This is a genomic window from Roseobacter sp. (assembly GCF_024639605.1).
GTDB lineage: Bacteria > Pseudomonadota > Alphaproteobacteria > Rhodobacterales > Rhodobacteraceae > Roseobacter.
In genome coordinates this window covers 1-19,809 of the sequence record NZ_JAHEHZ010000064.1, presented here as the reverse complement: position 1 = coordinate 19,809, position 19,809 = coordinate 1, and the positions used below count along the sequence as shown (strand labels likewise).

General features: G+C 60.8%; 21 protein-coding genes, 1 pseudogene and 1 riboswitch. Of the genes and pseudogenes, 12 read left to right on the top strand and 10 right to left on the bottom strand.

Features of this window, described 5'->3' with window-relative positions; all coding sequences use genetic code 11:
- The 7 genes and pseudogenes from Q0M35_RS10205 to miaB form a co-directional block, all read right to left on the bottom strand.
- Positions 1 to 104 (bottom strand): annotated as a pseudogene (locus Q0M35_RS10205) (tRNA (guanosine(46)-N7)-methyltransferase TrmB); the annotation flags it as partial.
- Positions 105 to 247: 143 nt separating this feature from the next.
- The gene (metK, locus tag Q0M35_RS10200; RefSeq protein ID WP_295314813.1) at positions 248 to 1,429 is read right to left on the bottom strand and encodes a methionine adenosyltransferase; all 1,182 of its coding nucleotides are present in this window, start codon (positions 1,427 to 1,429) and stop codon (positions 248 to 250) included.
- Between the two features lie 4 nt (positions 1,430 to 1,433).
- Positions 1,434 to 1,482: riboswitch (SAM-SAH riboswitch) on the bottom strand.
- Between the two features lie 50 nt (positions 1,483 to 1,532).
- A complete protein-coding gene (gene lnt / locus Q0M35_RS10195) occupies positions 1,533 to 3,023 on the bottom strand; it encodes an apolipoprotein N-acyltransferase (RefSeq protein ID WP_295314811.1) in 1,491 nt (496 codons plus the stop codon).
- 50 nt (positions 3,024 to 3,073) lie between these two features.
- On the bottom strand, positions 3,074 to 3,970 hold the full coding sequence (locus Q0M35_RS10190) for a hemolysin family protein (RefSeq protein ID WP_295314809.1): 897 nt from the start codon (positions 3,968 to 3,970) through the stop codon (positions 3,074 to 3,076).
- Between the two features lie 38 nt (positions 3,971 to 4,008).
- Entirely contained in the window at positions 4,009 to 4,509 is a 501-nt protein-coding gene (ybeY, locus tag Q0M35_RS10185; RefSeq protein WP_295314807.1) for an rRNA maturation RNase YbeY, read from the bottom strand.
- Between the two features lie 65 nt (positions 4,510 to 4,574).
- Complete coding sequence (locus Q0M35_RS10180; protein WP_295314805.1) at positions 4,575 to 5,588, bottom strand: PhoH family protein; 1,014 nt, start codon at positions 5,586 to 5,588, stop codon at positions 4,575 to 4,577.
- Positions 5,589 to 5,771: 183 nt separating this feature from the next.
- Positions 5,772 to 7,094, bottom strand: coding sequence for a tRNA (N6-isopentenyl adenosine(37)-C2)-methylthiotransferase MiaB (gene miaB, locus Q0M35_RS10175; protein ID WP_295314803.1), 1,323 nt, complete (start codon positions 7,092 to 7,094; stop codon positions 5,772 to 5,774).
- Between the two features lie 112 nt (positions 7,095 to 7,206).
- Here miaB and Q0M35_RS10170 point away from each other — a divergent pair, with 112 nt between their 5' ends.
- On the top strand, positions 7,207 to 8,079 hold the full coding sequence (locus tag Q0M35_RS10170) for a hypothetical protein (protein WP_295314801.1): 873 nt from the start codon (positions 7,207 to 7,209) through the stop codon (positions 8,077 to 8,079).
- 220 nt (positions 8,080 to 8,299) lie between these two features.
- Positions 8,300 to 9,310, top strand: a complete 1,011-nt coding sequence (arsB, locus tag Q0M35_RS10165) for an ACR3 family arsenite efflux transporter (RefSeq protein ID WP_295314799.1) — start codon at positions 8,300 to 8,302, stop codon at positions 9,308 to 9,310.
- 62 nt (positions 9,311 to 9,372) lie between these two features.
- Here arsB and Q0M35_RS10160 read toward each other — a convergent pair whose 3' ends face one another.
- Together Q0M35_RS10160 and irr are read right to left on the bottom strand one after the other, a co-directional pair.
- Positions 9,373 to 10,161 (bottom strand): phytanoyl-CoA dioxygenase family protein, encoded by a 789-nt coding sequence (locus tag Q0M35_RS10160; RefSeq protein WP_295314797.1) that lies wholly within the window; start codon positions 10,159 to 10,161, stop codon positions 9,373 to 9,375.
- Between the two features lie 66 nt (positions 10,162 to 10,227).
- Positions 10,228 to 10,647 carry a Fur family transcriptional regulator Irr gene (irr, locus tag Q0M35_RS10155; protein ID WP_295314795.1) on the bottom strand — a complete coding sequence of 140 codons (420 nt, stop codon included), beginning with the start codon at positions 10,645 to 10,647 and terminating at the stop codon, positions 10,228 to 10,230.
- A gap of 207 nt (positions 10,648 to 10,854) precedes the next feature.
- Here irr and fabA point away from each other — a divergent pair, with 207 nt between their 5' ends.
- The 4 genes from fabA to Q0M35_RS10135 all read left to right on the top strand — a co-directional run bounded on the left by fabA (position 10,855) and on the right by Q0M35_RS10135 (position 13,863).
- Complete coding sequence (gene fabA / locus Q0M35_RS10150) at positions 10,855 to 11,364, top strand: bifunctional 3-hydroxydecanoyl-ACP dehydratase/trans-2-decenoyl-ACP isomerase (protein ID WP_295314793.1); 510 nt, start codon at positions 10,855 to 10,857, stop codon at positions 11,362 to 11,364.
- Between the two features lie 37 nt (positions 11,365 to 11,401).
- Complete coding sequence (gene fabB, locus Q0M35_RS10145; protein ID WP_295314791.1) at positions 11,402 to 12,631, top strand: beta-ketoacyl-ACP synthase I; 1,230 nt, start codon at positions 11,402 to 11,404, stop codon at positions 12,629 to 12,631.
- A gap of 11 nt (positions 12,632 to 12,642) precedes the next feature.
- Entirely contained in the window at positions 12,643 to 13,434 is a 792-nt protein-coding gene (locus Q0M35_RS10140; protein ID WP_295314789.1) for an enoyl-ACP reductase, read from the top strand.
- A gap of 87 nt (positions 13,435 to 13,521) precedes the next feature.
- Entirely contained in the window at positions 13,522 to 13,863 is a 342-nt protein-coding gene (locus Q0M35_RS10135) for a hypothetical protein (RefSeq protein ID WP_295314787.1), read from the top strand.
- 19 nt (positions 13,864 to 13,882) lie between these two features.
- Here Q0M35_RS10135 and Q0M35_RS10130 read toward each other — a convergent pair whose 3' ends face one another.
- Positions 13,883 to 14,311, bottom strand: a complete 429-nt coding sequence (locus Q0M35_RS10130) for a peptidylprolyl isomerase (protein ID WP_295314785.1) — start codon at positions 14,309 to 14,311, stop codon at positions 13,883 to 13,885.
- A gap of 184 nt (positions 14,312 to 14,495) precedes the next feature.
- On the opposite strand from Q0M35_RS10130, the gene Q0M35_RS10125 reads away from it, so the two are divergent.
- From Q0M35_RS10125 to Q0M35_RS10100, 6 genes are all read left to right on the top strand, one after another.
- The gene (locus tag Q0M35_RS10125; protein WP_295314783.1) at positions 14,496 to 15,182 is read left to right on the top strand and encodes a haloacid dehalogenase type II; all 687 of its coding nucleotides are present in this window, start codon (positions 14,496 to 14,498) and stop codon (positions 15,180 to 15,182) included.
- Positions 15,182 to 16,006, top strand: a complete 825-nt coding sequence (locus Q0M35_RS10120; protein ID WP_295314781.1) for an alpha/beta hydrolase — start codon at positions 15,182 to 15,184, stop codon at positions 16,004 to 16,006. Before Q0M35_RS10125 ends, Q0M35_RS10120 begins: the two co-directional genes overlap by 1 nt.
- Complete coding sequence (locus tag Q0M35_RS10115; protein ID WP_295314779.1) at positions 16,003 to 16,977, top strand: threonine/serine dehydratase; 975 nt, start codon at positions 16,003 to 16,005, stop codon at positions 16,975 to 16,977. The genes Q0M35_RS10120 and Q0M35_RS10115 overlap by 4 nt, the downstream gene beginning before the upstream one ends.
- Before the next feature lie 15 nt (positions 16,978 to 16,992).
- Positions 16,993 to 17,781 carry a 3-oxoadipate enol-lactonase gene (pcaD, locus tag Q0M35_RS10110; RefSeq protein ID WP_295314777.1) on the top strand — a complete coding sequence of 263 codons (789 nt, stop codon included), beginning with the start codon at positions 16,993 to 16,995 and terminating at the stop codon, positions 17,779 to 17,781.
- 4 nt (positions 17,782 to 17,785) lie between these two features.
- The gene (locus tag Q0M35_RS10105) at positions 17,786 to 19,111 is read left to right on the top strand and encodes a lyase family protein (protein ID WP_295314775.1); all 1,326 of its coding nucleotides are present in this window, start codon (positions 17,786 to 17,788) and stop codon (positions 19,109 to 19,111) included.
- Positions 19,112 to 19,115: 4 nt separating this feature from the next.
- A partial coding sequence (locus Q0M35_RS10100; RefSeq protein WP_295314815.1) for an MFS transporter occupies positions 19,116 to 19,809 on the top strand: 694 nt, incomplete at its 3' end.

Here is a 19,809-nt window from a genome sequence, read left to right as displayed (position 1 = left end):
CCGGCAAGATCCGCATCGAGATACCCCCGCTGGGATTTCTTCAGCGTTTTGCCTTTCAGGCGACCATAAAAATTGCGGCGCGGGCGTTGGGGCATATCTGTCATGCCCGCCGTGTAACCAGGCCTCCGCGCGACTGCAACGCCCTCTCCGCCCGGGCTGAGTTTGCGGGCACCGCAAACGAACGCGCCCGCTTCTGCCAGAGGCAGAAGCGGGCGGCATGTCGTGCAGCGCCAGCTGCGCCTCCGGGTCAGATGGCTGATTTCAGCGCATTGACCAGATCTGTTTTTTCCCAGCTGAAGCCGCCGTCATCGTCGGGCGCACGCCCGAAGTGGCCGTAGGCTGCAGTGCGCTCATAGATCGGTTTATTCAGTTTCAGGTGGTTGCGAATCCCGCGTGGCGTCAGGTCGATGACCTCTCCGATCGCTTTCTCAATTGCTGAATCCTGCACGTCGCCGGTCCCGAAGGTATCGCAGTAAATTGACAAAGGCTTCGACACCCCGATCGCATAGCTGAGCTGGATGGTGCATTTGTCTGCGAGGCCCGCTGCAACGACGTTTTTCGCCAGATAGCGTGCGACATAGGCCGCCGAACGATCAACTTTTGTCGGATCTTTGCCGGAAAACGCGCCGCCGCCGTGCGGTGCAGCACCGCCATAGGTGTCCACGATGATTTTGCGCCCGGTCAGCCCCGCATCTCCGTCCGGACCACCGATCACGAAGGTGCCTGTGGGGTTCACCCACCATTCGGTTTCTGCGGTGATCCACCCGTCGGGCAAAACCTCCCGGATATAGGGTTCCACAATGTCGCGGATGTCAGCGGAGGTCTGCGAAGCGTCCGCGTGCTGGGTGGACAGAACAATGGAAGACACACCAACCGGTTTGCCATCTTCATACCGCACGGAGAGCTGGCTCTTGGCGTCAGGACGCAGCGTCGGCTCGGTGCCGTCTTTGCGCACCTCTGCGAGACGGCGCAGGATCGCATGGGCGTAATGGATGGGCGCCGGCATAAGTTCCGGTGTCTCGCGCGTGGCAAAGCCGAACATGATGCCCTGATCGCCAGCCCCTTCGTCCTTGTCGGCGGCTGCATCTACGCCCTGGGCGATATGCGCCGACTGCTCATGCAGCAGGTTGGTGATCTGGCAGGTAGCGTGATGGAATTTGTCCTGCTCATAGCCGATGTCCCGGATGCAGGCGCGCGCAATCTCTTCGATCCGCCCCATGTATTCGTTCAGCTTGCTTTTGTCGGACAAACCGACCTCACCGCCGATCACAACCCGGTTCGTTGTGGCAAAGGTTTCCGCGGCCACGCGCGCTTCGGGTTCTTCCCCGAGAAAGGCATCGAGTACCGCGTCGGAAATCCGGTCACAGACCTTATCGGGGTGGCCTTCGGAAACGGATTCCGAAGTGAAAGTATAATTCTGTCGGGACATGCATCGCTCCATTAAAAAAATCGTGTGCCGTCAGGAAGCCGTTGGAACACGTTCGGCTGTGGTTACGTGGCAGTCACGCGGGCGTCAAATGCTATTTTCTGAATTACGCGGCGGCGGGGCGGTTTTTGAGGTTCAGCAGGATCAGACCGGCAAGACCCACACTCAGTAAGAGGAGCACCGGCAGATTGCCGGTCCGGCTGAACAGCGTGGGCGCGCCGGGTGCCGGCAACCGCACATCAAGGCCCCCGGCGATACCGGTTGCGAGGCTGGCGGTGATGCGGCCCCGGGGGTCGATCATAGCCGTAATACCGGTGTTGGCCGATCGCATCAGGGGCAGACCCTGCTCGATAGCGCGCATGCGCGCCTGTGCAAGATGCTGCGCGGGCCCTGCATGCTGCCCGAACCAGGCGTCATTGGTGATCTGCAACAGAAAGTCCGGCCGTTCAGATGTGCCGAACAGACCCTGCGAGAACACGGCCTCGTAACAGATGAGTGGCAGCGCCCGGCCCAGCGGACCGAAATCAAGCAACCGGGGTCCGGGCCCCGCACTGAAGCCACGTCCGTTCGACGCGAGCCCGCTGATCCCCAGCCGGTCGGTCAGAGAACTCAGCGGCATGTATTCACCAAAAGGCACGAGGTGGTGTTTGTCGTACACCTGACCCGGGGTACCGTCCGGTTGCAGCACCACGAGGGAATTATAGAGCCCGTCTGCATCCAGTCTCAGCGCGCCCAGAACCACACCAACCGCGGTCGTTTGCACGATCTGTTCAAGCGCCGGTCCCGCACGGTCAAGGGCCCAGGGGATGGCGGTTTCAGGCCAGACAACCAGATCGGGCGGGTTACCAGGATCCCGGGGGGCCTCCGACGTCAGTTCAAGCTGACGCCGGAAGAAGAGCTCTGCGTTGCCAGGCTGCCATTTCAGATGCTGCGCTGCATTTGGCTGGATCAGCCTGACAGTATGGTCTGTGAGCACCGGCGGCGGTGCGGAGAGCGGCAGATGGAAAAGCAACGCAGCACAAACCAGCGCGGCAATTTGCGCGGCGCGCATGACCGGCCGATGACGAAAAACAGCCGGGAACGACAGCAGCCATGCGAGACACATAAGCCATAACATCGCACCGTGCGGTCCGGAAAACGCCAGTGCCCTGCTGGCCGGTCCGTCGATCAGCGACTGTGCGGGGCTTGCCCAGGGAAAACCGGTAAAAGCATATGCCCGCAGAATTTCCGCAGCCGTCCAGGTCAGGATCAGCGGCCAGGTGCGCAGTGAAAGCGCGCGCGCAGCCCAGAAGGCCCCTCCCCAGAACAGCGCAAGCCCGGTGCTCAGAAACAACAGCGCAAAGGGCGCCATCCAGGCATGTCGCGCCGCATCCACCTGAAACGGCTCAACGATCCAGTGGAGAGCAAGAGCAAAATAACCGGTGCCAAAAGCCCAGCCCACAGCACCGGCATGACGGGCCGTCTTCTGCCGCCGCAGCATCAGAAAACCCATCGACAACAACAGGAGCATCAGCAGCGTCTGATCCCAGGGTGCCTGCCCCAGCGCCGCGCCAGCGCCGGTCAACGCCGCAATAGCCATGCGCTGCCAGAGCGGCATGCGGGCATACCAGCGCCAGGGTTTCCGGCGCGCCGCCGTTGTGTTTTCCGTCAAGAAGCCGGTGGCGCAGTGCGTACGCGCAACCGTTTGATGCGTCGCGGGTCTGCGTCCAGAACCTCGAATTCGGGTCCGTCCGGGTGCACTACCACTTCGCCGCGCGCGGGAACCCGGCCCGACAGCATGAAAACGAGACCGCCAAGCGTGTCGATTTCTTCTTCATCGACCTCATCATGGTCGGTGAGGGACTGGCCGATCTCCGCTTCAAACGCATCGAGCGGTGTCTTGGCGAGCGCGAGATAGCAGCCTGGCTTTTCTTCTGTCCAGAAGAGCCCTTCGTCCACGTCATGTTCGTCTTCGATCTCACCGATGACCTGTTCGATCAGATCTTCAATAGTGACCAGCCCGTCGACGCCGCCGTACTCATCGATCACAAGCGCCATGTGGCGGCGTTCAGATTGCATTTTCGTCAGCAGCACACCGATGCTCATCGAAGGCGGCACGAAAAGCAGCGGCCGGACCATCGTCTTCATATCAAAATCAGCGCCGCCGCCGTTAAACCCGTGGGTCAGCGCGATATCTTTGAGGTGCAGCATGCCCACCGGTGTATCCAGCGTGCCGTCATAGACCGGCAGGCGCGTAAGCCCGCTGTCCTTGAAAACCTGCACAGCTTCATCGAGGGTCGCGGTTTCGGGCAGCGCTGTGATTTCGGCTTTGGGTACCGAGACATCCTCGACCCGCATGCGGCGCAGATTAATCATGCCGTGGGTCTGGCGCCTGCGCTCAGAATCGCTGTCCGGGGTGCCGGTCTCGCCGGTTTCTCCGGGGCTCAATGCATCAAACACCCGGCTGAAAAAGCCGCCCGGCCTCGAAGGTTCCGCCTCGGTCGGGGTGTTGCTTTCCGGCTGCGCGCTCCGCGCCGCCTCAGAAGATCCGTCGTTGTCGCCCATCGGGTCCTTTTCCGAATAGTGACGGCGCGATGCCGTCCTTATGTCCTGTATGGGTCATCAAGACCCATTTTGCCAAGTATTTCAGTTTCCAGCCGCTGCATCAGCGTGGCATCAGCGTCACGAATGTGATCATAGCCCAGAAGATGTAACAGCCCGTGCACGGTGAGGTGTGTGACATGACCGGCCATGGAAATCCCCAGATCCGCTGCCTCGCGCCTGCAGGTCTCGAATGCAATCGCGATATCTCCCAGTTCGAGCGTGCCGTCAATGCCCGGCACCGGCGGGTGCGGGGTTCCGCCGGGCTCTGAAGCTGCAAGATCGACAGCTGGCCAGCTCAGCACATTGGTGGGCCCGGCTTTGTCTCTGAAATCAGTGTTCAGCCCGGCAATGCGCGCGTCATTGCAGGCCAGCAGGGAGATTTCCGCATCCGTGTCTGCAAGGCCCATATGGGTGAGCGTTGCCGCCAGAGCCGCTGTTGCGAGGCGTTCGAATTCGCAGTCGTGCCAGCGCGGATCTTCAATCAGGATATCGGGTGCCATTCAGAGCCTCATGGGGGCCAGCCCCCATACCCCCGGGATATTTGCAGCCAGAGAAGATTTCGGCGTCATGTGCCTTCTGTGTCGGCCTCATAGGCTTCAATGATGGCCGCGACCAGCGGATGGCGCACGACATCCTTGGACGTGAAATAGCTGAAGCTGATTTTCGGGATCGTTCTGAGCAGGCGTTCGGCATCGGCAAGGCCCGAGGAGACACCGCGCGGCAGGTCGATCTGCGTGCGGTCGCCGGTTATAACCATGCGTGAGCCTTCGCCGAGGCGGGTGAGGAACATCTTCATCTGCATCGACGTTGCGTTCTGTGCCTCGTCCAGTACGACAAAAGCGTTGGAGAGCGTGCGCCCGCGCATAAATGCCAGTGGCGCGATTTCGATCTGCTTTTCCTCGATCAGTCTTGCCAGCTGCTTTCCTGGCAGAAAATCTCCCAGAGCGTCGTAGAGTGGCTGCATATAGGGGTCGACTTTGTCTTTCATATCACCGGGCAGAAAACCCAGACGTTCGCCTGCCTCGACGGCGGGACGCGACAGGATGATTTTATCCACCTGACCGGTCAGAAACATCGACACGCCGACAGCAACCGCGAGATAGGTTTTACCGGTGCCGGCAGGGCCGATCCCGAAAGCCAGTTCATTCTCGAAAAGCGACTGAACATAATTTTTCTGGGCGTCAGTGCGCGGCTCCACCCGCTTTTTACGGGTCTGGATTTCAATACGGTTGCCGATAGGCATCTCAAGCTGGTCGCCGTCTTCGGGCGTGGTTTCCTCGAAGGGGCCCATGCGCAGCTCGCGATCGACGTCTGCGGTCTCGACCACGCGTCCGCTTTCGAGCCGCGTGTAGAGTGCATGCAGCACCCTCATGGCGTCGGTTCCGGCATCGGCATCCCCGATGACGGCAAGCTGGTTGCCACGCCGCACGATCTGAACGCCAAGCGCCTTTTCGATCTGTGCCAGATTCGCGTCATAGGGACCGCAGAGGTCAATCAGCAGCCTGTTATCGGGAAACTCAACCACACCGCCCGGGGCCGCAGTCAGGGTGTCGGTGGCACTTGTGTCACTGGAGGGCAATACCTGCTCCTTGGGGAATGGGGCCTGAAAGAACGGTGCCAATTCCGGCTCTGCTGCGCAAGCTGTTCCGTGGGACTTTTGGCCGTCGCAGTGCAGAAAACCGGTAAAGGCCCGGGGCAAAGCGCCGTATTTGCACCCGGGCGTGGCTGGAAGGCCCCGTGGCGTCTCTTTGCAAGGAGACTTTCAGCGGCTGACAGCGGCGAGTGAGTTGCGTTTGGCTTCGACGATTCTCACCGGAACCATATCACCGACCGCAGCATCCGAATTTTCTATGTGGACCGCATGCAGATATTCGGATTTGCCCACCATCTGCCCTGTTTCCCGACCGGGCTTTTCGACGAGCACATTCAGGTCGCGTCCGACCATGCCCGCCTGGATGTCCTGCTGCTGCTTTGTGATCAGCGCCTGGATCCGTTGCAGCCTGTCATCCGCCTCTGCCGGATCGACCTGGCCGCGTTCTGCGGCGGGCGTTCCCGGGCGCGGGGAGTATCTGAACGAGTAGGCATAGCCGTAGTTTACCTCCGAAATCAGATCGAGCGTTGCCTGGAAATCCGCCTCTGTTTCTTCGGGAAAGCCCACGATGAAATCGCCCGACATCAGAATATCGGGACGGGCGGCCCGGATTTTTTCAATGAGACGCAGATAGCTTTCTGTTGTGTGGCTGCGATTCATCCGTTTCAGGATCCGGTCAGAGCCCGATTGTACCGGCAGATGCAGATAGGGCATCAGCTTGTCGCATTCAGCATGGGCTGCGATCAGATCGTCGTGCATGTCATTGGGGTGCGAGGTGGTATAGCGGATACGTTCCAGACCGTCGATCCCGTTGAGATGCCAGATCAGCCCGGCCAGTGTCTGTTCGGCGCCATCCGTCCCGGTACCGTGATACGCATTCACGTTCTGCCCCAGCAGGGTGATCTCGCACACGCCCCGTTCTGTCAGATCGCGTGCTTCTTCGAGAATGCGGCTCACCGGGCGGCTGGCTTCGGCGCCACGGGTGTAGGGCACGACGCAGAAGGCACAGAATTTATCGCACCCCTCCTGAACGGTCAGAAAGGCTGACGGCGCGCGACGGCCTTTCGGGCGCGATTTCAGCACCTCGAATTTATCCTCCTGCGGGAAGTCGGTATCGAGCGCTTTTTTGCCCTCGCGCAGACTCTGCTCCATCTCAGGCAGCCGGTGATACGACTGTGGCCCGACGACCAGATCCACGGCGGGCTGGCGGCGCATGATCTCCTCGCCCTCGGCCTGAGCCACACAGCCTGCAACGCCGATTTTAAGATCAGGGTTCGCGGCTTTGAGAGGTTTCAGCCGGCCAAGCTCTGAATATATTTTTTCGGCTGCTTTTTCGCGGATGTGGCAGGTGTTGAGCAGGATCATATCCGCCTCTTCCGCCCGCTGCGTTTCCACATAGCCCTGACCGCCGAGGGATTCGGCCATGCGCTCGCTGTCATAGACGTTCATCTGACAGCCGTAGGTCCTGATAAAGAGCTTTTTGGGCGCGGTCATCGCATCGGTCCGGTCTGAGGGAGGTTGGCGCGCTGAGTACCAGCCTGCGGCGGGGCTTGCAATGCAGTGTGAAATCCCTGAGTCTGCCCGCGCAGATGCGGCGGAGCACAACATGCGGTACGAAACCCTGCCTGAGTTTCTCGAAACAGGGAAACATGCGCTGAAAACAGGGCCGGTTGCGATCGTGCTGGTCGAGGATGATGTGGAAGTGGATACCACGCTGCGTCATCATCATCAGTCAGGGTTCAGGACGGTCATCGCGCTTATGCCGGCCGGCTTTGATCTGCCACGTGATCTGCAGACGGTTGTGCACCGGATTGACTATGACGCCACCGCTGAGGGCGCCATGGAACACGCGGTCAACAGCATCTGTGCAGCTTCGACACCCGGCGTGTGGATATATTATTGCTTTAATGCCGAATATCTTTTCTTTCCGTTCTGCGAGACGCGGACCGTCGGGGAAATGCTGGCGTTTCACACAGAAGAGCGGCGTGATGCGATGCTGACTTATGTGGTCGATCTTTACGCGCATGATCTTGGCGCTTTTCCCGATGCGGTGTCGCTGGAGAACGCGCATCTCGACCGGTCAGGATATTACGCGCTTGCCCGCAAGGACCCGGCCAGTCACGACCATCCCAAAGAGCGGCAACTGGATTTCTTTGGCGGGCTGCGCTGGCGGTTTGAAGAGCACGTGCCCGGTGAGCGGCGCAAAATCGACCGGATCGGCATTTTCCGGGCCAGACCTGACCTCAAGCTGCGGTCAGATCACACGTTTTCAGACGAAGAATACAATACCTTTGCCTGCCCCTGGCATCACAATATCACGGCGGCGATCTGTTCATTCCGGACGGCCAAAGCGCTGAAAACGAACCCCGGCAGCCGGTATGACATTGAAAATTTCACCTGGCATAACTCAGAGCGTTTTGAATGGCATTCCCGTCAGCTTCTGGATCTGGGGCTGATGGAGCCGGGGCAGTGGTTCTGAAGGTCAGCGCTTGCAGTCTTTTTGCGTGACATCTGCCGTGACACCGGTCCGGACCTGACCATGCAGTTTCCGGGCTTGTGCACCGCTTCATACCCAACCTGATCCGTGTCAGCCGGCAGATTACCCCTGCGGTGTACAAAGCCCTGTTGATCCCGCATTAATCAGGGCGGAGAAAATGACCGCACGGGTCGCAGTCACCAGGGCGCAAAGAGAGACCCCAATGGGCGTATTTGAAAAGTACCTGTCGGTCTGGATCGCACTGGCGATGTTTGCAGGCATTATAACCGGCAATCTGGCCCCGGGGCTTGTTGCAGGCGTTGCGGCAGCCGAAGTCGCCCGTGTCAATCTGGTGGTTGCCGTTCTGATCTGGGCAATGGTTTATCCGATGATGGTGGGCGTCGATCCGGGATCGTTGCGGGATGTGGCGCGCCAGCCTGCCGGTCTCATGATCACGCTGGTCGTCAACTGGCTGATCAAACCTTTTACCATGGCCGCTCTTGCGGTGGTGTTTTTTGAGTATGTATTTGCGCCGTGGATCGCGCCCGAAGATGCATCGCAGTATATCGCGGGGCTCATTCTGCTGGGGGCGGCCCCCTGCACGGCGATGGTCTTTGTCTGGTCCCAGCTGACCCGGGGCGATGCCGGCTACACGCTTTTGCAGGTCTCTGCCAACGACCTGATCATGGTTGTGGCCTTCGCGCCGATCGTGGCGTTCCTGCTGGGCGTGACTGATATTGTTGTGCCCTGGAGCACGCTTGTGCTGTCGGTGTTGCTCTTTGTGGCGCTGCCGCTTGCGGCCGGTTTGCTGACGCGCCGGCATCTTGCCAGTCCTGAGCGGATCGAGGCGTTTCAGGCGAGGGTAAAGCCTTATTCCATCGTCGGCCTCATCGCCACTGTGGTCATCCTTTTCGGACTGCAGGGCCAGACAATTGTTTCCAAACCGCTCGTTATCCTGCTGATCGCAGTGCCGATTATCCTGCAGAGCTACGGAATATTCGCCGTCGCCTATGCGGCGGCTTTTGCGCTGAAAGTGCCGCACCGCATCGCCGCCCCCTGCGCGCTGATCGGAACCTCGAACTTCTTTGAGCTGGCGGTAGCGGTGGCAATCAGCCTGTTTGGCCTGAATTCGGGTGCGGCTCTGGCCACTGTCGTCGGCGTGCTTGTCGAGGTGCCGGTGATGCTGACGCTGGTGGCCTTTGCAAACCGTACCAGGGCACGGTTCACCACCTGATCCGGTCCCTGCCCTTGCCCGCACGCCTCAGGACGCGGCAGCGCATCCGTGCCTGAGCCCGGTTACTGCAGGACGGGAAACCAGTCCTCTCGCAGCACCTGCCCCGGTGCCATATCGTGGCCCGGAAAGGGCGGAGAGGTAGGCCCGGGCCGCGCGACATAACGCGCGTCATCCCCCACAAGCCGCAGGGAGAACGCCCGCCGGCGGCTCCCCGAGCTGTTACCCCGCGCGCCATGCAGGGTCCGGAAATGAAACGCCACGGCGTCTCCCGGCTGCATCTGGTATTCAACGACCGCCATGCCTTCGGCGTCGGGATCGGGAACAGGCATATAGGGTTCGGGATCAAAGAAGGCATCGCCTTTGGCCCAGCGGGTAGGCAGCACGTCTTTTTCCCACCGATGCGAGCCTGCCACACAGCGCAGACTTGCCTCGCGGACCGGATCAAGCGGCACCCAGAAACTCAAAGTGTGCTGTCCTTCGACAAAATAATAAGGTGCATCCTGATGCCAGGGCGTGGCCATCGAGGTGCCCGGTTCTTTGACCAGCACATGATCATGGAAAAGCTGCACCCGCTCAGAGCCCATCAGAGCGGCGGCAGCGGATGCGATTGCGGGGTCTCTGGCTACCTGCTCGAACTCGGGGATGCGCTGCCAGTTGCAGTAATCGTCAAAGAAGCGGCCCGTCTCACCGTCGCGCTGGTTCTCTGACGCAAAGGGTCCGGGCTGTGCCATGTTCCGCTCCACGCCTGCACGCAGGGTTTCCACATGCTGCGCAAAAAGCCCGGGGACCAGCACAACCCCGTCACGCTGATAAGAGGTGATGTCCTGACCGGTAATCAATTGTTGCGCCATATTTGTCTCCCTGATGATCCTCAGGAGACTTTATTCGCCCGACCAGTCAAAGAGGGTTCGTTTGCGTCATTTGTTGCGACGTAACCGGATGACCACATCCACGGAGGCGATTTCGGCACCCTCGGGGGCATCCGGCACGCGCGAAATCACCAGCTGGTCCGAGGGGGCATCGGTCAGACGCGCCTCGTCTTCCCAGTAAAAATGCGGATGATCGTGGGTGTTGGTGTCAAAATAGCTTTTGGAGCCGTCCACAGTGACTTCCTGCATCAGCCCCACATCACAAAAGGCGCGCAGCGTATTATAGACCGTCGCCAGTGAAACGGCCTCCCCCTGTGCTTTGGCCGCATCGAAAAGGCTTTCGGCGGTTACATGCCGGTGCTGACCATCACCGATCAGAAGGCCCGCCAGCGTCACCCGCTGGCGCGTCGGTCTCAGGCCCGCTTTGGCAAGCCAGGTCGCTCCGATGTCATTTTGCTGCACTGTCATTGCGGCCTCATCCGGTTCCTGCGGGTAATATAAGGGCTTAAGTGCGGGGTTTTCAATTCCATTCGTCGCTTTTCGGGTGCGGCAGATCGGACTATTGCAGGGCTGTTGCAACCAGTCAGCCCGTATGGCGCACCCTTGCAGGACAGGCAAACGCGGTGCTAGACGGGTCAGAGCATAAAAAACGGCCGCGCAGGAGGCACCGGAAAAATGAGCCAGTATCCTAACAGTTTCGCAAAAGAAGACCTGCTGAAATGCGCGCGCGGAGAGCTTTTCGGTCCCGGCAACGCACAACTGCCTGAACCGCCGATGCTGATGATGGACCGGATCACAGATATCTCCGGCGATGGCGGCGAGCATGGCAAAGGTCATGTCGTGGCCGAGTTTGATATCACACCCGATCTGTGGTTTTTCGGGTGCCACTTTCCCGGAAACCCGATCATGCCCGGCTGTCTGGGCCTCGACGGTCTGTGGCAGCTCACCGGTTTCAACCTCGGCTGGCGCGGCTGGCAGGGGCGCGGTTATGCGCTTGGCGTGGGCGAGGTCAAGCTTACCGGCATGGTCCGCCCCGATCGCAAGATGCTGACCTATTACGTAGATTTCACCAAGGCCATCCAGACCCGGCGCTTGACAATGGGCGTGGCCAATGGCCGTGTGGAGGCAGATGGCGAGACCATCTATCAGGTCATGGATATGAAGGTTGCACTGTCAGAAAACTGACCTGACGCCACCGGATACGAACAATAAGGAGAGCGCCATGCGCCGCGTCGTTGTGACAGGACTGGGCATCGTCTCATCCATCGGAAATAATGCTGAGGAAGTTCTGGCGTCTCTGAAGGCCGGCACCAGCGGCATCGAAGCCAGCCCGGAAATGGCGGAGCACGGATTTCGCAGCCAGGTCGCCGGCACGCTGAAAATCGACATCTCTGAGCATATCGATAAACGCACGCTGCGCTTCATGGGCCCGGGTGCGGCCTATGCCCATATTGCGATGGGTCAGGCGATCGCGGATGCAGGGCTTGATGAAAGCATCATCTCCAACCCGCGCACCGGGCTTGTTGCAGGCTCCGGCGGGCCGTCGACTTCTGCCATGCTGACCGCGCATAATGTGGTGCGTGAGACCGGCGCCACCAAGCGCATCGGCCCCTTTGCGGTACCAAAATGCATGTCCTCTACCGTCAGCGCCAATCTCAGCACGGCCTATAAGATCAAGGGCATCAACTATTCGATCACCTCCGCCTGCTCGACATCGCTGCACTGTATCGGCAATGCCGCCGAACAGATCATGCTGGGCAAACAGGATGTGATGTTCGCAGGTGGCGGCGAGGAGCTGGACTGGACGCTGTCATGTCTTTTCGACGCCATGGGGGCAATGAGCAGCAAGTACAACGACACCCCGAAAGAGGCGAGCCGCGCCTTTGATGCTAACCGCGACGGATTTGTGATCTCGGGCGGTGGCGGCATCGTGGTGCTGGAAGATCTCGATCACGCGCTGGCGCGGGGGGCAAAGATCTATGCCGAGGTTACCGGCTATGCCGCGACATCCGACGGGCATGACATGGTCGCGCCTTCGGGCGAAGGCGGCGAGCGCGCGATGCGTCTGGCACTGAGCACCCTGCCCGAGGGGCGCAAAGTGGGCTATATCAACGCCCATGGCACCTCTACACCGGTGGGCGATGTGGGCGAGATCGAAGCGGTGCGCCGTGTGTTCGGCGAGGGCAGCACGCCGCCGGTCAGTTCCACAAAATCAATGACCGGTCACGCCCAGGGGGCCGCCGGTGCACTGGAAGCCATCTTCAGCCTGCTGATGCTGGAAAATGACTTCATTGCGAAGTCCATCAATGTGCGGGAACTCGACCCGGCCATTCAACCCGGCGAGGTGGCACTGAAATCTGTGGAAAACGCAGGGCTCGATTCCGTGATGACGAACTCTTTCGGGTTCGGCGGCACCAACGGCTCGATGATTTTGTCGAAGTTCAACGGCTGAGGAACACGCATATGTCAGGTCTTCTTGCAGGGAAACGCGGTCTTATCATGGGCGTGGCGAACGAGCGCTCGATCGCCTGGGGGATTGCAAAAGCGATGGCGGAAGCCGGTGCTGAACTGGCTTTTACGTATCAGGGAGAGGCCTTTGGCTCGCGTCTGAAACCACTGGCGGAATCCGTGGGCTCGGATTTCATGGTCGATGTGGATGTGACCGATGATGCCTCACTGGATGCGGCGTTTGAGGCATTGGGCAATCGCTGGCCAACGATTGATTTTGTCGTTCATGCCATTGCTTTTTCAGACAAATCTGAACTTACAGGGCGGTTCCTGAACACATCGCGTGCAAATTTCCGGAACTCGCTTGATATCAGCGCCTATTCTTTCATCGAGATCGCGCGTCGTGCGCATCCGCTCATGAAAGACAATGGCGGAACCCTGCTGACCCTGACTTATATGGGGTCGAACCGGGTCACGCCGAGCTACAATGTGATGGGCGTTGCCAAGGCAGCACTCGAGAGTGCCACGCGGTATCTTGCAAATGATCTCGGGCCAGAGAGGATCCGCGTCAATGCGATCTCTCCGGGGCCGATGAAAACCCTGGCCGGGGCCGCCATCGGTGGTGCGCGGCGCACCTATAAACATACTGATCAGAACGCGCCTTTGCGCTCAAATGCCACGCTTGAGGCTGTGGGCGGCACTGCCGTCTGGCTTGCCTCCGATGCCGGCGCCTGCACCACGGGTGAAATAGTCCGGGTCGATGGCGGGTTTCACGTGCTGGGCATGCCACAGAGCGAGAACCTCTGACACCTCGCACGGCCACCAAGCCCCTTGCCGGTATCACTCCACGTTTTCGCCGCACTCGCGCCCTAATCTGTTTTTACAGATGAGCGCATGACACCAGGACTGAACAAAAAAGACCGTCGCCAGATCGCCTGCCTGCAGCGTGCTGCAAGTGCACGTTTTTATGCAAAGGTTCTGATGCCGATCACAGCGATCGTGTTCTCGACTGCGCTGTGGTCTGACCCGGTCATCCAGCCGCAGCTGCAGCAGAAGATAGACGATTTCAGACCGATGGTCGAAACCGCTCTGGATGGCGGATCTGTCGATGAAATTCTGGCCGCAGGCCGTCCGCAGCCGCAGGCGGCTGCCGACCAGTCCTCACCGGAACTGGCCGGCCTGCCAGGCTCACAGCTGCCCGTGAACCGGCCCGAACCGGACCAGGCGACCAACTGAGCCGCCCGGCCACCGGCCTTCAGCCGATTTTCGTCAGTTCGATATCAAACCGCAGGTCCTTGCCGGCCAGCGGGTGATTTGCGTCGAGTGTCACGGTTGATTCGTCCACCTCGACAACCATCACAGGCATCGCCTGGCCATCCGGTGTCTGCATTTGCAGCTGCGTGCCGATCTCGAGCGGGATCTCATCCGGGATGCCTTCGCGCGGCACCGCCTGACGCATTTCCGGATTGACCGGACCATAGGCCTGCTCGCTGGGGATCTCGACGGTCTTTTTCTCGCCCTCTTTCATGCCCGGCATTGCGGTGTCGAGGCCGGGAATGATCTGTCCGGAGCCGACAACGAACTCCAGCGGGTCACGGCCCTCAGAGCTGTCGAATGTGGTGCCGTCTGTCAGTGTCCCGGTATAGTGAATGGCAACGGTATCGCCCGATTTTACTTCGGTCATAAGATCTCCGGTTATGTTTGGGAAAGAATGCGGGAGGCCGCGTATCTGCGCGGGTTCTCCGGATATGGCAGCAACCTGCCTGTCCTGTCCTCGCGAGTAAACCCGAAAATCCCGTGTTTTCTCCCTTTTCGCGCGGACGCAGGCGTGACACTCTGTCTCTGACCTTCCGGGAGATCCTTGATTTATGCCTGTCACCACCTGTGTGTTTGACGCCTACGGCACGCTTTTTGATGTCGCCGCAGCTGCCCGTCAGGCGGCTTCAGAGCCCGCTTTCAGCCAGATCAGCGACACCTGGCAGGTGCTGGCCGAGCACTGGCGGCTGAAACAGCTGCAATACACCTGGCTGCGGGCTGTCGCCGGCGCGCATGAGGATTTCTGGCAGGTCACCCGGCAGGGTCTCGACTGGGCGCTGGAGCGCAACGGCGTGGCGGGCGACCCGGAACTGCGCGAACGGCTTCTGGCGCTTTACTGGGAACTGCAGGCCTACCCGGAGGTGCCTTCCATGCTTGCGGCGCTTAAAGCAGGCGGAATGAACACCGCGATCCTCTCTAACGGCTCGCCGGATATGCTTTCGGGGGCTGTTAACTCGGCCGGCATCGGCGATGTGCTGGATGATGTTTTGTCGGTGGAATCCGTTGGTGTCTTCAAACCCGATGCACGGGTCTATGACCTTGTCGGGAAACGATTTGACTGCGCGCATGACGAGGTACTCTTTGTCTCTTCCAATGGCTGGGACGCAGCCTGTGCTACCGGTTACGGGTTTACCACGGCCTGGGTGAACCGCGCCGGCGAACCGGTGGACCGGCTGCCCTGGACGCCGGCACACACCATGCCCGATCTGACGGGTATTCCGGCGCTTGCGGGGCTCTGATGAGCGAATTTCTCACCTCTGATGGACTGACGCTGTATTACTCCGATGAAGGCACCGGGCTGCCGCTGTTGTGTCTTGCCGGTCTGACGCGTACCACCGCTGATTTCGATTATGTCGCACCATATCTGCGGGGGTGCCGGATGATCCGGCTCGATTACCGGGGCCGGGGCAGATCTTCATGGGACCGCCACTGGCAGAACTACACGCTGCCGGTTGAGTGCAGAGACGTGGTTGAACTGCTCGATCATCTCGGTCTCGACAGGGTCGCGGTCCTCGGCACCTCGCGCGGCGGCCTCAACGCGATGGGGCTGGCGATGGGGCACAAAGACCGGCTGTGTGGCGTTGCGCTGAACGATATCGGGCCTGAAATTGATCCGAAGGGTCTGGAATTCATCATGGGATACCTCGGGCGCAACCCGGGCGCTAAAAACCACATGGATGCTGCACAGGCGCTGGAACGCACGATGACCGGCTTTAAAGACGTGCCTTTTTCACGCTGGATGGAAGAGGCGCTGAAACATTTCAGGATGTCCGGCGACGGGCTTACGATCACGTATGACCCCAAGCTGCGCGACGCGGTTGAAAGCCAGGGTGCACAGGCTGCCCCGGATCTTTGGCCCTTCTTTGATGCGATGGAGGGCCTGCCGCTGGCCTGTATCCGCGGTGAGAACTCCGATCTTCTTTCGCCTGAAACGCTGGCTGAAATGCAGCGACGCAGACCGGATATGATCTCGGCAACGGTGGTCGGACGCGGGCATATCCCGTTTCTGGACGAGCCGGAGGCCATCGCGGCCCTTCAGACCTGGACAGAGGCCCTGAAATGAATATCGAAATGATCCGTGCAGCCGATGAGCGGATCCGCGGCCATGTGGTGGAAACGCCGCTTTTGCGCTCGGCTTTTCTGGACAGGGTTGCCGGACGGCGGGTCTGGATCAAACCTGAGTGTCTGCAACATACTGGCAGCTTTAAATACCGTGGCGGACGGGCTGCTGTCTCTGCCCTTTCTGACGAGACCCGCAAGCGCGGTGTCATCGCATATTCCAGCGGTAATCACGCGCAGGGCGTGGCTCTCGCTGCGTCTGAATTCGGTGCGCCTGCGGTGATCGTCATGCCATCTGACGCGCCAAAGATGAAAATTGACAATACCCGCGCCCTGGGTGGTGAAGTGGTGCTCTATGACCGGTCCACCGAAGACCGGGATGCGATCGGAACGGAGATCGCGACATCACGCGGTCTGACGCTGATCCGGCCGTTTGACGAGCCTGAGGTGATCGCGGGACAGGGCACAGCCGGGCTCGAGATTGCCCGCCAGGCCGCCGACGCGGGGATACAAAAGGCTGATGTTCTGGTGTGTTGCGGTGGCGGCGGCTTTGCATCCGGGATCGCCCTTGCGCTGGAAGCTGAAGCGCCCGGGCTGCGCGTGCGCCCGGTAGAGCCCGAGAACTTTGACGACATGATCCGGTCACTGGCTGCCGGTGAAATCCGGCGCAATGCGGCTCTTACAGGCAGCATCTGTGACGCCATCATTTCGCCCGAGCCCGGACAGATCACCTTTCCGATCCTGCAGCGTCTCGCCGGCCCGGGCATTGTCGTAACCGATGCCGAAGCACTGCACGCGGTCGCACATATTTTCAGCCGGCTGAAGCTGGTGGCCGAACCCGGAGGTGCCGTGGCCATGGCCGCAGCACTCTTTCACGACGATGAGATCAGGGGCGAGGATGTCATCGTCACGATCTCGGGCGGCAATGTGGATCCGGACGTTTTTATTACAGCCCTGAACCGCTACACAGTCTGACCCCGGAGAGTGCCCATGCAGATTGCTGATTTCGGAGATATCCGCCTTCACTACCGCACTGACGGGCCCGCGGACGGCCCGCCTGTGGTCTTTGCCAATTCGCTGGGCACCGATATGCGGCTCTGGGATCCGGTGCTGCCGCTGCTGCCCGCCGGGTTGCGGGTGATCCGCTATGACAAACGCGGTCACGGGCTGTCGGGCTGCCCTGCAGCGCCTTATTCCATGGGCGCTCTCGTGACCGATGCAGAGAAGCTGCTGGATCATCTCGGAGTGAAAGACTGCATTTTTGTCGGGCTCTCAATCGGCGGCATGATTGCTCAGGGGCTGGCGGTGAAACGGCTGGATCTGGTGCGCGGTGTGGTACTTTCCAATACCGGTGCGCGCATCGGCACCCAGGCGCTGTGGGATGACCGGATTGCTGCCGTGCGCGCAGGCGGGATAGAAAGCCTCGCGGATGCTGTTATGGAACGCTGGTTTTCGAAGGCCTTCCGCGCCACGCCCGAACTCGAGCTCTGGCGCAACATGCTGACCCGGCAGGAGGCTGCGGGCTATGCCGGGTGTTCAGCCGCCATTTCGGGCACGGACTTTTACACCACTACGGCCAGCCTGCGTCTGCCTGCGCTTGGTATAGCGGGAGACGAAGACGGCTCCACACCGCCGGATCTGGTCCGTGAAACCATCGGGCTGATCCCCGGCAGTAAATTCCATCTGATCCGCAAGGCAGGCCACCTGCCCTGTGTTGAACAGCCCGAAGAATACGCCCGTGTGCTCACCGGTTTCCTGCGCGACACAGGACATATCTGAACTGATGGCATCCAGCTTTTTCGACAGCCCGCTGCATGCGCAGCTTTTCCCGACCGGCGAGGCCGGCCGGCTCTTTTCAGACAGTGCGGCTTTGCGCGCCATGCTGCTGGTCGAAGGGGCGCTGGCCAAAGCGCAGGGCAAAGCCGGGATCATCCCGGAAATCAGTGCGGCCGCCATTCATCGCGCATCGCTGGAGATCCAGATTGATCCTGGTGCGCTGGCCGCTGCAACAGGGACCAACGGCGTCCCTGTACCGGGGCTGGTCGCAGCGTTCCGCAGCGAGATGAACGCGCCTGAACATGCTCAGTTTGTGCACCGGGGGGCGACTTCACAGGATATCATGGATACAGGTCTGATGCTGCGGCTGCGCCAGGTGCTGCTGCTGGCCGAAAATGATCTGCGCACCGTGCTCATCATGCTTGCCGATCAGGCGGAGGCACATGCGCAGACACCGATGGCCGCACGCACCTGGGGTCAGCAGGCGACACCGACAAGCTGGGGTGCTGTCCTCGCGGGCTGGGGCATGCCGCTCGCGGATGCGCTGCAGGCGCTGGCGGGCCTGCGGGACCGCAGCCTGTGGGTCTCGCTCTCGGGGGCCGCCGGCACAGCCTCAGAGCTTGGACCTGACGTGCCGGCCCTTCGAGCGGCACTGGCAGAGGGGCTCGGGCTCCACGATCCTGGCCGGACCTGGCATACAGATCGAGGTCCGGTGCTGCGCATCGCGTCCTGGATGGCAGAGGTCACAGCGACACTGGGCGGGATGGGGCAGACGCTCACGGCCCTTGCCGCGTCCGGCATCGGCGAAGTGCAGCTTCAGGGTGCCGGCGCATCCTCGACAATGCCGCAGAAACAGAACCCTGTGGCCCCCTCTGCTCTGGCCGCCCTCGCGCATCAGGTCTCGGGCCTGCAGGCGGCGCTGCATGCATCGGCGCAACACCAGCACCAGCGCGATGGTGCTGCATGGTTCACCGAATGGGCTGTCCTGCCGCAGATTGCGCTCAGCATAGCTGCCGGTCTGCAGATTGCGAAACAGTTGCTCAGCAACCTCGCACCGGATGAACGAGCCATGCGCGAGGGCATTTCCGCCGGGCAGGACATGGTCTTTGCCGAGGCGCTGAGCTTTGCGCTGGCCCGTGATATGCCGCGACCGGAGGCCCAGGCCGCCACGAAAAATCTGGTGCAGGAGGCGCTGCACTCCGGCAGCAGCCTCAGCGTGGTTGCGCGCGCCGCCCATCCCGACCTGCCTCGCGGGCTCTTTGACGCAGAGACCCGCATGGGCGATGCACCGGATGCCGCACGTGCCTTTGTCGCCAGGGTGCGGGCGCTCTGAACGGATGCAGCCTTCGGTCGTTTTCATCCTGATCACGGTGATGATCGACGCGATGGGCATCGGGCTGATCATCCCTGTTATGCCCGACCTTATCCAGGAGGTGCAGGGCAGCAATCTGGCGAGTGCAGCACTCTGGGGCGGCGTGCTCTCCACCACCTTTGCCGTGATGCAGTTCCTGTTCGGGCCGGTGATCGGCGGTCTCTCGGACCGTTTCGGGCGCCGCCCCGTTCTGCTGATTTCGCTGGCTGTCATGGCACTCGATTATCTGGTGATGGCAGTCGCCGGCAGTATATGGCTGCTGCTGGCCGGCCGCGTCGTCGGCGGCATTACCGCCGCTACCCAGTCAACTGCAAATGCCTATATGGCCGACATCTCCGCGCCTGAAAAGCGCGCTGCCAACTTCGGGCTGGTGGGCGCGGCCTTTGGTCTGGGGTTTGTTCTTGGCCCGCTCATGGGCGGCCTGCTGGCGGGCTTTGGCACCCGAGCGCCGTTTTACGCGGCAGCGGCACTTGCCGCACTCAATGGTGTCTTCGGCTATTTTGTGCTGAAAGAGACCGTCACGGATGCGATCCGCCGTCCCTTCAGCCGGGCGCGCGCGAATCCGATGGGCAGTCTGCGTCAGCTGCGACAGCTACCGGGTCTGGGTCGGCTGCTGATGGTCTTTTTCATCTACCAGGTGGCCTTTATGGTTTATCCGG